This window comes from uncultured Butyricimonas sp., assembly GCF_959596855.1.
GTDB classification, from domain to species: domain Bacteria; phylum Bacteroidota; class Bacteroidia; order Bacteroidales; family Marinifilaceae; genus Butyricimonas; species Butyricimonas muris.
Genome location: NZ_CAUFYA010000004.1, coordinates 37,577 through 51,707, shown reverse-complemented (window position 1 = coordinate 51,707; position 14,131 = coordinate 37,577). Strand labels below are relative to the sequence as shown.

Genomic DNA, 14,131 nt, shown 5'->3' with positions numbered 1-14,131 from the left:
TGTACGCTTTTTTTATTCTAAGCCAAAATTTAGGATGTATCACATTTTTTTTATAATTTGGCAAACAATAAAAATAACTAACAATTTTGACTATCATGAGTAAAAAAGAAAAAAGTATCGAACTACTAAACAGGGCGGTAGGCGATGAATTGCTTGCTGTACACCAGTACATGTATTTCCATTTCCGTTGCGATGATATGGGGTATGACTTATTATCCGGTCTTTTCAAACGTACCGCCATTCAAGAAATGATGCACGTGGAGCAACTTGCCGAGCGTATCCTGTTCTTGAAAGGGGAAGTTGAAATGAAAGTTTCCGGCGACGTGAAGAAAATCCACGAACCCAAAGAGATGCTGGAACTCGCTACCGCCATGGAAGTCGGCAGCGTGAACGATTATAACGCTTGGGCAAAAGAATGCGCTGAAAACGCTGATGCCGTATCAAAGAAATTATTTGAAGCTTTGGTAGCCGAGGAAGAAGTTCATCAAGACCAATACGAAACAGAATTGGACAACCTTGAGAAATTCGGGGCTAACTATTTGGCTTTACAATCCGTTGAACGCAGTAAAAGTGTGGCTACTGGGACTGCTCCCAAGGGAGAATAACTTATAAGAAAAAGCGACTCAGAACGGGTCGCTTTTCTTTATCTCCGGTTTTATCAGAATCCTCAAAGACTGATCGTAAGTAACGTAACTCCACATCCAGTTGATCAGAATAAAAAGACGGTTCTTCACCCCGACGATACTCATCAAGTGAACCAACAACCACAACAGCCAAGCGAAGAATCCCCGGAAACGCACCTTGGATAATTCCGCCACGGCATCGTTTCTCCCGATTGTAGCCATAGAACCTTTATTCTTGTATTTAAAAGGACGAAGAGGTTTGCCCTTGATCATACTTCGTAAATTATTTGCCAGCAAACCGGCTTGCTGTATCGAGGGTTGCACCACTTGAGGGTGTCCGTTGGGATAATCCGTGGTAACCATCAATGCCGTATCGCCCAACGCAAACACATCTGCCATTCCCTTTACCCGATTAAACTCATCCACTAGCAATCGATTTCCCCGCCCGTAAACTTCTCGCGGCAGTCCCAGCAAACTATTCGCCTTTACTCCGGCTACCCAAAAGACATTATTTGTCACGATCTGCTGCCCGTCAACAAAGGTCAACTTCTCCCCGTCATACTCCTTTACCAACTTTTTCAACAAAATCTCCACGTGCATACTTGACAGACTACGGGCAACCTCCAACGAGGACTTTTCCGAAAAAGCGTTCAACAAACGCTCACCCCCGTCTACCAAAAGAATCCTCATCTCATCCCAATTCAATTCCGGATAGTCTTTCGGGAGCATAAACTTCTTCATCTCCGCCAACGCCCCGGCAAGCTCGATACCGGTAGCCCCACCCCCAACAATAACGAATGTCAACCACCGTTTACGAGTATCATCATCCGCACTATTCAACGCTTTCTCGAAACTCTCGATCACCCGGTTACGATTGAACAAAGCATCCGACGTTGTTTTCAACTGCATCGTCCGATCCGCCAAAGTCGAGTCTCCAAAGAAATTTGTACCTGCACCCGTGGCTATCACCAGATAATCATAAGAAATCTTACCTATTGATGTTTCTATACAATTCTTTTCCGAAACCACTTTCTCTACCGTGCACATCCGAATGTGGAAATCATGACGATACTTGAATATCTTCCGGAAAGGAAAAGAAATCGCACTGGGCTCAATCCCCGAAGTAGCCACTTGGTACAATAAAGGCTGAAAAAGATGATAATTGTTTTTATCCAACAACACCACTTGAAAATCACGATCATTCAATTTACGAGCCAATTTCAACCCTCCGAAACCTCCACCCACGATCACAACCCGTTTCTTTGTTCCCTGATCCGGGATATTACTAATTGCATCCATAATTACAACTTATTTTCACAGTTGTACGAATAGATGCGAAGAAACGTTGCGTTATATTTTGGTTTATAAAGTTCATAAGATTTATAAACCTTATGAACTTTATAACTTATTAAAACCGGTAAGCCAATCCAATGGAAGGAGTAAATGCCGTGGATTTATACTTTCCACCAAACGTATCTATTACCCCCGGCGTAACCACATTTTCATAGGAATATTTCGCGTTCTTACTGAAACCTTGTATATACAAAAATGCCAAATCTATTTGCAAATTCTTATATGGTTCAAAAGTCAACCCGGCGGAAAAACCCAATTTATTCATTCCGGGAGTTTCCGGATTGTAAAAGTTTTTACGAATCGGACTTTGGTCATAATAAATTCCTGCTCGAAGATCCAATCGCTCTGTTGCTTTATAGCTCGCTCCAATTCGATAGGTCATCGTCGTTTTGTAATTTTTTTCCGCCTTGATCGGTTTAATTCCTAATTCAGCCTCGTTAAAATAAACATTTAAAGAATCATACGCGTTCCAACCTACCAATTGCAGATCCAACGCTAACTCCCAACGATCCGTGGGACGATAACTTACACCGAGTGTAGTGTTGGAAGGTAAAGGCAATTCCGCGTGAAAAGAACCTTGATCATATTTCGGGATCGAAATATTGGGTATATCAACACCCGCTCCTGCCAACATCTCACCATACTTGGAAAGTAACAACTCCATCTGTCCGAACATATTTTCAATATTCCGGTTGGAATAGGTTAATTCAGCATCTCCCTCTTTTACCCGCATCTTAATCTTTGAACGATAAGACAACCCTACCGTCACCTTATCACAAATATCATACATGATACCCACGTTAAAGCCTACCCTCATATGGGCGTTCCCCTCTAAACGAGCATAAGCCGGCGGTACAGTCGTATTTTTCATTAAACCTATCATATTTTGTATAGCCTCCTTTTCTGTTTCGGAAATAGGAAGATGAGGCAAAAGCGAACCTAATTTTTCTTCCATCGTATTCCCCAAGCCTTGAAAATCCTTCACACTCATTAATCCGCGGGAAAGATTCACGTTACCCCAAGCCAATTGCAAACCGACACCGACACTCAACTTATCCGTGATCTTATATGAAAGCGTGGGTTGTATTACATAGGACTTTAAACTAATATCCTGAATCAACGACGCACCTTCCCAATGCTTCGGCCATTTCAAGGAACTCCCGTAAGGAGTCGTCAAACTGATACCCGCTGCCAGATTATCATATATCTTAAATCCCGCGTAAGCGTATAATGGCGTACTCACCGGGTTATCCGTTTTAGCGGAATATCCCGCATTACTATATTTCGCTTTTGCCATCACGGCTGAAATTCCAAGTGAAAAATCCATATTTGTTTTCAAGAACACCAGCCCTGCCGGATTGAAATGCATACTCTCTGCCCCCAACTTCATCCCGACGCCCACGTGTCCCATTCCGGTCTGTTTCGTGCTCAACAAATTTACTTGATATCCCTCGGCAAAAACCGACAGGCTCAACATACAAGTCATTACCAATACGACTAATTTCTTCATACAATCTACTTTACATTATTACTCTACTATTCTTCTATAAAATAAAAGATAGTTATTTTTAAAATTAAAGGCACAAAAATAACATTCGCCTCCTCAAGTTGTTTCTACTTTACGGTATGCAATAAAAATTGGTTACCTTTGTACCCAAAATCTATATGCCATGATAACCTTTGAAATAGACACCGAATACATTGAATTAATAAAATTACTGAAAGCCACCCGCGTAGCCGAAAGCGGCGCGATGGCAAAGATTCTTGTCGAAAACGGAGAAGTCACTCGCAACGGTGAACCGGAATCCCGTAAACGGGCAAAAATAACGAAAGGCGAAATCATCACCGCCCTCGGACAAAGCATTAAAGTGATATAACAAAGAAGCCGACTGTAAAAACAGTCGACTCCCTCGATATACTCAAAACAATCATTTTTTATGTTTGTACCACTCTTTATTTTCTTCCCCGAACGATGACGCCCATTTCGAAAATTGCGGGTAAATCACATCAATTCTCTTTCCCTCGTCTTTACTCTTCAAATCTAACGATTCGTTAATAATATGTATCGCGAAAGGGAAATTATTATCCGAAACAAAATAAATTCCTTTCTCCGGATCAGACAAATCATGCCCGTAATGCAACAATTTCGTGTCCATCAAATCGGTCGGTTTGTAATTCGGCAAATGCACTTCGTGCCCCCGTCCCTCGTTCGTATTCACGATAATAAAAGGATTATAAGGAGGTAACTCCAGTTCATTCGTCTTCGTGGGCACATTCAATGTCATCTTTACCGTGAACGTTCTCTGATCCTCCGGGGCATTTATCACATCCAAAGCACTGTCAAATAAAATAATCGTGGCATCATTCGGTTGTGCACTCTCAAGTCCTTTCGCGTCCTTAGCGAAATGAGATTGCCCCGGGTAAGTGGTTTCAACACTCATACTACCAACTTTATACTTTCTAAACCCGTACTGATACCCGAAACCACTCTGCAATTGTGCCCCGACATTTTTCACTGTCCACGAGTCCTCTACCCGAACCAACAAATTACCTTTATTCAAAAAATGCTTTATACGATATTCAACCACCATATCATTCATATCATAATCGCCTTGATACGGCCAAATATCTTCATAAGCCAAAGTTCCCTCGTAAGTCATGGAATATACCACGCTCCCGTCATTCGGGAATTCATCATCCACATCCGGGACTCCATCATTATCTGTATCCGTCATATCCTTACCGTCCGGCATACTTCCGTCATTATATTCCACGTGGTCATCATCCGCGTCAATGGAAAAAATAAAATCACGATACACGGGTGATGAATTAAAATTCTGATCCTCAAGTCCCACGTAACGCACTTTTGTATTGGGATCACGCACGATAATCGTGTGGCTGCGTTGTTCTGTATTCAAACTTGTATTCGAGAACCCGATAGAACGTCCGCGTGCAACATCCACTACCGTATGATTATTAGCGTCGTATCCTCCCGCCAGAATAAACCACCCGATCGTCACTCCCGCCGGGAAAGTTTCACTCCACTCCTGCTTTACCTCATCCCAATATTTAAGCCGCACGTTATCTCCCAACTGCAAACCACCTTTTTCGGGGAATGTTGCATTCGGGAAAAGGATAATTCTCTGCACTTCTTCCGCTGTCTGTGGCGGGTTATTTGTCGGGTAATAATAATATCCGACCGTATTCGTACGGGTATTCCCGGAATTATTGATAACCACGATATCCACCGTTGCCCCATCCTTTATCACGTTCAAGTTCGCCTCACTATTTTTCACGATATAATCACTCACGTTTGAATCATCCATCTTCAACGTCGCATTCAACATGATTAAACCGTCTGCCGAAATATCCTTTTTTCCGCCCAGATTGGAAGGAACACCTTTATCATTCCAAGTCATACCATCTATCACTTTCATGCCTGCCGGATAAGTCGAATGCACGTACCCGTCCTCTCCCGCCCGGGATACCATACTTTTTCCTCTTGAAACCTCCAACGTCTTCACCATAGGCACGGCTATACTCGCCGAATATAAATAAATCTCATTCACGTAAGTTGGTACTTGAACCGTCTCCGAATACTCGCCATTTTCATCCGTGAACCCTCTGAATAACGGTTTCAGATTTTCTTTTTTCACCGTCCTCCCATTTATCGTATCCACGGGATACTCCGCATAGGCCTCAAAAAACACCTCGTACCCTTTCGGTATATCATACTTCACCCCTGCCGTCAATTTATTTGCCGTACGGAAATCAAAATAATCACCGGAACCTTCAGGAGCCTCTTTTTTCGACAAATCCTTATCAACGCATCCCGCCAATAAAAACAACGAGGCAATAATTCCCCAAACAAACGCCATTCTAAAATTCATAATCAATCCTATTTAGTCATATTTCAATACAAATATACGACATATTTCTCATTTTATATTTATCACGACAAAGTATTTTTATTCAAACCATTAGACGTACACGATACACAACCAACACGACAGCTATCACGACGCCACCCCACACGATCCACACCCAACTCCCGATTCCACTCTTTTTGACCTCATCGACACTTGTATTTTGCTCCAGACCTCTTTTTTCACCGGTAGTCAACTTAACCTTCGTCGTATCCTGATCAGTGACTTTCTCTTTTAGACGGATTCTAGTGTCTATTTCTACAAATCTATCAGACGCTAAAGAACATGAGCCCGATGACCGAGGCGGAGATCATAGCCGCCCGAAAAAACATGGAAAGCTGGATAAACCCGTGAGCAGCTTCATGTTTCTGGTAAACGTGAAAGAAGCCCTCGGCTACACGCACGAGCAAACTCTCGACAGCAGCTATGCGCTGATCACCGGAATGTTGCAGGAATACGCCTACATGTGCAACGAACGCAACAAACTCCTGTACGGCGACGAGGAGGATGAAGACGAACCCTTCGAGTGGGTGGAACTCGTCGATTTCACCACAGGTAAGACAAAACGCTACAAGAAATACAAGGACGCGGGAAGCCGCATATAAAAAAAGTGACTGTTAAAAAAACTTGTTTTCAAACAGTCACTTTTTAAAGTCATGGAATAACGCCGTCTATTCTTTCGCCATATAAATAATCATATACCCGGATGTTTTCACAGCCAAGCCGAGCATAACCTTATCATTCCCCCAGTAAAATATTCCCTCACTTTCACCTATCTTTTTATACTTGCCACTCAAAAAACTCTCGACGTCTTCCACCGGAGTCGAAAGTTTCAAATTTACCGCGGCACTTTCCAGCTTTCCATTCTCAAACATATAGCCCATATAATCCTCGGCGTAATTTGAACCCTCGTAGAGCAAAGTTCCACCGGACTCCCTCTTAAAGTCCCTTCTTTCCTTTGCCTTTATTTGGGAAGCCGAGGCTCCAAAATCAAGTACAGGTTCCAGATACAACATCGGTTCATTGTCCGTTCTCTGCAATCTGGCAATGTATGTCTCACCCTCTTCTTCCATCTCCACGACAGCCCGATCCTTGTGCATCTCGATCACTTTCACGAAAGAGGCTTCTTTCCCATAAGTAACGGTAATCACGTCTCCTTCCAACGAGTAAGTTCCTTTACTCGTTCTGTTCATGTAATAATCATACTCCTCACAACCTCCACCACTTTTGAATTCCCAGTAACTTAACTCCGTGTCCAAGTCCGCAGGCTCAGTTTCTCCGTTTTCTTCAAACTCGTAAATACTCCATTTACCCACGAGCTCGCCCACGGATAAATCATCATCATCTTTGCTACACGCAACACATGCCAGCGCGAACACTACCATCCACATTAACTTTTTCATTCCGATTAAAATTTAATTACACCTTCCGTTTATTTGTATAAACGTTTCAAAGATATATTTTAAATTTCCCCTTCCAATAGAAAATACAAGAAACTATTCATATTTTATACTATTTCGCAGACATTTCAATCTCTTGTCGCTTTTTAAGTTAAAACAGTATTCTCGGACGAGAACCATGCTCGAGATATAAAAAACGCTTGACAGTTTATCACCATCAAGCGTTTTTCTGTACCCAGAACAAGACTCGAACTTGCACAGCCGTACGGCCACTAGTCCCTGAAACTAGCGTGTCTACCGATTCCACCACCTGGGCATTGTATCTAAGAACTTCGGACAAAAAACCTTGCAACTCCCTGCTGCAAGGCTTCTCTTTTTTGTTGTCCCACAAGGATTCGAACCTTGACTGACAGAACCAAAATCTGCTGTGCTACCATTACACAATGGGACAATCGTCATGTCAATTCAACAAGTATTTTGTTTTTTGACGCTGCAAATGTATAGCAATTTTTCATTTCACCAAAACAAAATGCGGAAAAATTAAAAGAAAATTGCTATTTTCGTGCGGTTGAAAAGGAACAAATTTAGGATATCCTTGATTACTAATAAGAAATATAAATTCAAAGAAGGAGAAGCATGTGCAACATTAAAAATCACCCCACGTTAAGTTACAGGTTGATCAATAATGTCACCGGATGGGTGGCGTTCGTGATAGCCAGTATCACTTACATTCTCACGGTAGAACCGACAGCCAGCTTATGGGACTGCGGCGAGTTCATCACAACGTCAGTCGGATTACAGGTAGGACACCCTCCCGGGGCACCTTTCTTTATGATTGTTTCGCGACTGTTCGCCATTTTTGCCCCGTCCCCAGAAACACAGGCTTACATGATTAATATTATGTCGGCGTTATGTTCGGGCTTCACGATACTGTTCCTGTTCTGGACAATCACGCATCTGGCCAAGAAAGTGGTGATTAAAAAAGATGAAGAATGTACCATGGGACAATTATACGCTATCATGGGTGCGGGTCTGATCGGTGCGCTATGCTACACGTTCTCGGACACGTTCTGGTTCTCCGCCGTGGAAGGCGAGGTATATGCCATGTCGTCCCTGTTCACGGCTGTCGTGTTCTGGGCGATCCTGAAATGGGAGAACGTGGCGTTCCAACCGTACGCCAATCGCTGGCTTGTATTCATCGCTTACATGATCGGGCTTTCCATCGGGGTTCACTTGTTGAACTTGCTGGTAATTCCCGCCATCGTGTTTATCTACTATTTCAAGAAATACGAAACGACGAAATGGGGTGTGATCAAAGCTGCCGCTTTATCCTGCGTGATCCTCGGGACTATCCTATGGGGTGTGATCCCGTACGTGATCATTATCGGCGGATGGTTCGAACTACTGTTCGTCAACAGCATGGGGCTACCTTTCAACACGGGAGTAGTTGTCTACGCTATCCTTCTAATTAGCGGACTTGCTTACGGTATATATTACACGTTGAAACACAATCACACGATCGTCAACACGATCCTGACCTGTTTCGTGGTCATGTTGATCGGCTACTCCTCCTACGCCATGGTGGTTATCCGGTCGGTCAGCAACCCTCCCATCGACGAGAACAGCCCGGATAACGTGTTCGCGCTCCTTTCTTATATAAGCCGCGACCAGTACGGGCAGGAACCGTTGATCTACGGACCCTATTACAACGCCCCGGTCATTGCCGTGGAAGAAGGCGGTCCGATCTATTACCAGAACGAGAAAACCGGGAAATACGATGTCGTGGGACACAAGACCGAGGTGAAATACGATCCTCATTTTTGTACCATCCTGCCGCGTATGTACAGTACCGCGCGTGACCCGCAGTCTTACATCGAATGGGTGGGATTACCCGCCGGCCCCACGTACTCGGTAGACGGACAAAACCGTCAAAAACCGACTTTCGGGCAAAATTTGAAATTCATGTTCCGTTATCAGCTCGGGCACATGTACCTGAGGTATTTCATGTGGAACTTCTCCGGAAGACAAAATGATATTCAAGGACACGGTGATTTCCGTTACGGGAACTGGATCACGGGCATTCCTTTCGTCGACAATATGCTGGTCGGCGACCAAAGCATGATGCCCGACACGTTGAAGCACGACAAGGCAAACAACAAATATTACATGCTTCCTTTTATCCTCGGGTTACTGGGTATGTTCTACCAGTACCAGCGGGGAAAACAGGGAAAGAAAGACTTCTGGGTGGTTATGCTGCTATTCTTCCTCACGGGTATCGCCATCGTGCTTTACTTGAACCAATATCCTTATCAACCGCGTGAACGGGATTACGCTTACGCCGGATCATTCTACGCGTTTGCCATCTGGGTAGGATTCGGGGTACTCTACCTTTGGGAACTTCTCCAAAAGAGAATGGATTCCCGCAAAGCTGCCATCGCGGTAACGGCAGTTTGCCTGTTCGCCGTACCGGTGAACATGGCGGCGCAAAACTGGGACGACCATGACCGCAGCGGACGTTATGCGGTGATCGCGCATGCCAAAAACTACTTGAGCACCTGCGCCCCGAACGCCATACTGTTCACTTACGGGGACAATGACACCTTCCCGTTATGGTACGCCCAAGAGGTGGAAGGCTTCCGCCGGGACGTGCGCATCGTGAATTTGAGTTTGCTTGCCGGGGACTGGTATATCGACCAGATGAAACGGAAAGCCTACGAATCACCGGGGGTACCGATCTCTTTCACGAAAGACCAATATCATTACGGGGTACGCGACTTCGTGGCTATCGAAGAGAGAACCGACAAGCCATTCAGCATCGCCGAAGTGATGAATTTCGTCGGTCAGGACGGTGCGGAATACAAGACGAACCGCTATCAAGGCGAACCGTTAAATTATATCCCCACCCGGAGCCTTTATCTCCCCGTGGACAAAGAGAAAGTTCTCGCCAACGGAACCGTGCAACCGGAAGATGCAGACGAGATCGTGGACAGGGTGGAAATCAAGCTGACAGGCAACTCACTGAATAAATCCCAACTTATGGTACTCGACATTCTGGCTGCCAATAACTGGGAACGGCCTGTATATTTCGGTATCGGCATGGGACAGGACAGCTACATGGGCTTTGACAAATACTTCCAGCTAGAAGGTGCCGGCTACCGCGTGGTACCGATCAAGACGGAAAACAAGGATGCATATTACGAGTTCGGTCGCATCAACTCGAACGTGTTGTATGACAATTTGATGAATAAGTTTGTCTGGGGAAATATCAATGACCCGAAAGTAAATATCGACCATTTCCACGACAATACCATTGCCGTGATGAAATACCGGAATACTTTCTTGCGTCTTGCCCAGAAACTGGTGGAAGAAGCCGTAAACGAAAGTACAGTACTCGGCGACTCCACGATAAGTGAAATCGTAGACTCCTCGAAGATGCAGGAAGCCGTCAAAGTACTGGATAAATCACTGGAAGAAATTCCGCTTTACCAAGTTCCGGCAGATTATTTCTTAATCTATTATATCCCGATCTATTACACGGCGGGAGAAAACGAAAAAGCAAACGATCTGGCATGGGCTTTGGCACTGGATAACGCTCAAACGTTAAGATATATCCAATCTCTATCCGCCAACCGCAGGCAAATGCTTAACCGGGACGAACGGAACAGCATGCAGATACTGCAAATGTTGATCGGATGGGCAAGAAGTAGCGGCGAGGAAGTTTTCGCACAAGAAATACAAACCATGGTGGAAAATACGCTGACCGGGAAACCGATCACCAGTAACCGGGTGAATAAAAACTTCCCGATAGACAGTAAAATGAATAAACAATAAAAAGGGGAAAATTCCCCTTTTTATCAGTCGAAAGTCTATAAAGTCCATAAGGTCTATAAGGTCACGGGTGTCCTTCGGACTATATCAACGGCAATAAAATTGCCGTTATAGCAAAGCGCCCGCAGGGTCTATGGACTTTCAACCTTATGGACTTTATGGACCTTATAGACCTTACGAACTTTATTAACTTTATAAACTAAAAATACAATGATCACGATCGACCATATTAAAGAGCTGGCAGAGAGAGGTGAAGCATTGAGGAGGTATCTTTGACATAGATGGTAAAAAGGTACAACTCGCTGAAGAAGAATTAAGAACGCAAAATCCCTCCTTGTGGGATAACCCCAAAGAGGCGGAAGTATTGATGAGGAAGGTACGCGAATTAAAATCATGGATAGAAGGATACGAACAAGTAACTTCTGCCGTGGGCGATTTACAGGTACTTTTCGATTTCGCCAAGGAAGGAGAAGCCACCGAAGAAGAAGTAGACGCCCAATACGAGGAAACCGTACGGATAGTGGAGGATATCGAGATGCGCAACATGCTGCGTAAAGAGGAAGACCATTTCGGTGCTATCATGAAAATCAATTCCGGAGCCGGGGGTACGGAGAGTATGGACTGGGCAAGCATGCTCTACCGGATGTATATCCGTTGGGGTGAACTGAACGGTTACAAGGTAAAACACGTGGATTACCAAGAAGGTGAAGAAGCGGGTATTAAATCCGCCACGCTCGAATTCGAGGGCGATTACGCTTACGGCTACCTGAAGTCGGAAAACGGCGTGCATCGTCTCGTGCGTCTGTCCCCCTACAACGCGTCGAACAAGCGCATGACCTCCTTCGCCTCGGTATTTGTCTATCCCGCCGTGGACGACACCATCGAGGTCACGATCAACCCTGCCGACATCAGTTGGGACACTTTCCGAAGCGGAGGTGCCGGGGGACAGAACGTGAACAAAGTGGAAACCGGAGTACGCCTGCGCCATGCCCCGACAGGCATCATGATCGAGAACACGGAATCCCGTTCGCAATTGCAGAACCGGGAGAACGCCATGCGATTGCTGAAAGCCCAGTTGTACGAACTGGAACTTCGGAAACGTCAGGAAGAAATGGACAAGATCGAGGGAACAAAAAAGAAAATCGAATGGGGGTCACAAATCCGCAGCTACGTGTTCGACGACCGACGGGTGAAAGACCACCGCACCAACTACCAGACATCAAACGTACAAGCCGTGATGGACGGTGAAATCAACGATTTTATCAAGGCTTACTTGATGATGTTCGGCGGCGGGGAAGAATAACATACTGATTCTGTGATTTAGCGATTCAATGATTTAGTGATTAAAAATCACAGAATCGAGAATCACGAAATCACAGAATCTATAAATTCTAAATTTTCATTATGGATTTCAGTAATTGCAAAATATTAATCGTCGGGGACGTGATGCTCGACAAATATTATTTCGGGAAAGTGGAACGCATTTCGCCGGAGGCTCCCGTGCCGATCGTGAATATCGTGACGGAAGAATCCCGGTTGGGCGGAGCCTCGAACGTGGCAAACAACATCAGCAGTCTGGGCGGGCAAGCCACCTTGTGCGGAGCCGTGGGATACGACTTTTTCGGGAAGGAGATCGAGCGAATGGCGCACCGCAAGGGAATCCGCACGGAGTTCATCAAAACAGAGCAACCCACGATCACGAAAGCCCGCGTTATCGGCGGACGCCAACAAATCGTGCGCCTTGACTACGAGCAACGACTGGAAGTACCCGAGAAAACAAAAGAAGATTTTAAAGTTCATCTGGAAGAACTCATCCGTGAAAACCCGACTCTCGTGATCTCCGATTACGGGAAGGGCATGATTTCCGACGAAATTTGCACTTTTCTGATCTCGATCGCCAAACAGCACGGGACGCGTGTCATCGTGGACCCCAAGGGACAAAACTGGGCAAAATACGCCGGGGCGGATTTGATCACGCCAAACGTGAAGGAACTCGGGGACATCATCGGGCATCCTATCAGTAACGAGGACACCGGAATCGAGGCTTCGGCAAAGGAAATCATCCGGAAGTACGGGTTGAAAGCCTTGCTCGTGACTCGAAGCGAGAAAGGCATGAGCCTGATCTCCGGACAAGAAACCGTGCATATCCCGACACACTCGCAAGAAGTGTTCGACGTGAGCGGAGCCGGAGATACCGTGGTGGCAGCCTTAGCGTTAGCACTGACCGCGGGTAAAGATATCAAGGAATCTATCCGCATCGCCAATATCGCGGCAGGAATTGTGGTACAGAAGATCGGAACCGCCACGCTGACGGCAGAAGAGTTGAGAAAAGCGATGTAGAAAGAAAAGAGTTATAAAGTTCATAAGGTTTATAAAGTTCATAAAGTAATAAACCTTACGAACTTTATAAACCTTAAAAACTCTATGAACTATTTGATTTTAGAAACAAAGTATTTCAAGAAAGTCACATCATCCGTAAGTTCCGGATGAAAAGAGGTCACCAGCATATTTCTTTCTTCAGCGGCAACCACGTGACCGTCCAGTTCACACAATACTTTCACCCCATCTTCCACCTTTGTTATATAAGGTGCGCGGATAAACACCAGCTCGATCTCTTTCGAGTCGACGGCGGGGATTACCTGTTTCGTGGAGAAACTATCAATCTGGCTACCGTAAGCATTGCGGCGCACGGAGATATCCATAACTCCCAAGTGAGTCACCGAATCGTTCACCAGATCTTTTGCCAACAAGATCATTCCGGCACAAGTTCCCCACACGGGAAGTCCCCCGACAATCTTCTCCCGCAGGGGAGCCATTAACCCCGTGCGATTGAGAATCTTACCCATGGTGGTACTCTCCCCTCCCGGCAAAATGATAGCGTCAATAACGTCCAATTGTTCCGGGTATTTCACGATCACGGGTTCATGTCCCAATGCTTGAATCTGACGCTCATGCTCGACGACAGCCCCCTGAAACCCTAAAATGCCTATCTTTTTCATTA

12 protein-coding genes and 2 tRNA genes are annotated in these 14,131 nt (G+C 45.2%); 6 read left to right on the top strand and 8 right to left on the bottom strand.

Annotated elements, in window-relative coordinates:
* Positions 1-95: 95 nt before the first annotated feature.
* Entirely contained in the window at positions 96-605 is a 510-nt protein-coding gene (locus Q5866_RS02905; RefSeq protein WP_099293800.1) for a bacterioferritin, read from the top strand.
* An 18-nt stretch (positions 606-623) separates the two neighbouring features.
* On the opposite strand, the gene Q5866_RS02900 is transcribed toward Q5866_RS02905, so the two are convergent.
* Both Q5866_RS02900 and Q5866_RS02895 read right to left on the bottom strand, forming a co-directional pair.
* Positions 624-1,922, bottom strand: a complete 1,299-nt coding sequence (locus Q5866_RS02900) for an NAD(P)/FAD-dependent oxidoreductase (protein ID WP_186978401.1) — start codon at positions 1,920-1,922, stop codon at positions 624-626.
* 109 nt (positions 1,923-2,031) lie between these two features.
* Positions 2,032-3,486, bottom strand: a complete 1,455-nt coding sequence (locus Q5866_RS02895) for an OmpP1/FadL family transporter (protein ID WP_186978402.1) — start codon at positions 3,484-3,486, stop codon at positions 2,032-2,034.
* 160 nt (positions 3,487-3,646) lie between these two features.
* Between Q5866_RS02895 and Q5866_RS02890 the strand changes: the two genes are divergently transcribed.
* A complete protein-coding gene (locus tag Q5866_RS02890; RefSeq protein WP_099293806.1) occupies positions 3,647-3,853 on the top strand; it encodes an RNA-binding S4 domain-containing protein in 207 nt (68 codons plus the stop codon).
* 51 nt (positions 3,854-3,904) lie between these two features.
* On the opposite strand, the gene Q5866_RS02885 is transcribed toward Q5866_RS02890, so the two are convergent.
* Together Q5866_RS02885 and Q5866_RS02880 are read right to left on the bottom strand one after the other, a co-directional pair.
* Complete coding sequence (locus Q5866_RS02885; RefSeq protein ID WP_186978403.1) at positions 3,905-5,866, bottom strand: LruC domain-containing protein; 1,962 nt, start codon at positions 5,864-5,866, stop codon at positions 3,905-3,907.
* 82 nt (positions 5,867-5,948) lie between these two features.
* The gene (locus tag Q5866_RS02880) at positions 5,949-6,098 is read right to left on the bottom strand and encodes a hypothetical protein (RefSeq protein WP_186978404.1); all 150 of its coding nucleotides are present in this window, start codon (positions 6,096-6,098) and stop codon (positions 5,949-5,951) included.
* A 52-nt stretch (positions 6,099-6,150) separates the two neighbouring features.
* Here Q5866_RS02880 and Q5866_RS02875 point away from each other — a divergent pair, with 52 nt between their 5' ends.
* On the top strand, positions 6,151-6,507 hold the full coding sequence (locus tag Q5866_RS02875) for a hypothetical protein (protein WP_255469638.1): 357 nt from the start codon (positions 6,151-6,153) through the stop codon (positions 6,505-6,507).
* Between the two features lie 66 nt (positions 6,508-6,573).
* On the opposite strand, the gene Q5866_RS02870 is transcribed toward Q5866_RS02875, so the two are convergent.
* From Q5866_RS02870 to Q5866_RS02860, 3 genes are all read right to left on the bottom strand, one after another.
* Positions 6,574-7,305, bottom strand: a complete 732-nt coding sequence (locus Q5866_RS02870) for a lipocalin family protein (RefSeq protein WP_186978405.1) — start codon at positions 7,303-7,305, stop codon at positions 6,574-6,576.
* A 229-nt stretch (positions 7,306-7,534) separates the two neighbouring features.
* A tRNA-Leu gene (locus Q5866_RS02865) sits at positions 7,535-7,618 on the bottom strand.
* 64 nt (positions 7,619-7,682) lie between these two features.
* Positions 7,683-7,753 (bottom strand) — tRNA-Gln (locus tag Q5866_RS02860).
* A gap of 185 nt (positions 7,754-7,938) precedes the next feature.
* Between Q5866_RS02860 and Q5866_RS02855 the strand changes: the two genes are divergently transcribed.
* The 3 genes from Q5866_RS02855 (at position 7,939) to rfaE1 (ending at position 13,470) form a co-directional block, all read left to right on the top strand.
* A complete protein-coding gene (locus tag Q5866_RS02855; protein ID WP_303178666.1) occupies positions 7,939-11,133 on the top strand; it encodes a DUF2723 domain-containing protein in 3,195 nt (1,064 codons plus the stop codon).
* Between the two features lie 207 nt (positions 11,134-11,340).
* Positions 11,341-12,433 (top strand): peptide chain release factor 2 gene (gene prfB, locus Q5866_RS02850; RefSeq protein ID WP_186978407.1). Its coding sequence is split into 2 segments (ribosomal slippage): positions 11,341-11,403 and positions 11,405-12,433, totalling 1,092 coding nucleotides; the frame shifts between segments, so codons are not numbered across the junction.
* Positions 12,434-12,534: 101 nt separating this feature from the next.
* Positions 12,535-13,470, top strand: a complete 936-nt coding sequence (gene rfaE1, locus Q5866_RS02845; RefSeq protein ID WP_186978408.1) for a D-glycero-beta-D-manno-heptose-7-phosphate kinase — start codon at positions 12,535-12,537, stop codon at positions 13,468-13,470.
* Between the two features lie 89 nt (positions 13,471-13,559).
* Here rfaE1 and pdxT read toward each other — a convergent pair whose 3' ends face one another.
* Complete coding sequence (gene pdxT / locus Q5866_RS02840) at positions 13,560-14,129, bottom strand: pyridoxal 5'-phosphate synthase glutaminase subunit PdxT (RefSeq protein ID WP_099293816.1); 570 nt, start codon at positions 14,127-14,129, stop codon at positions 13,560-13,562.
* Between the last annotated feature and the right edge of the window lie 2 nt (positions 14,130-14,131).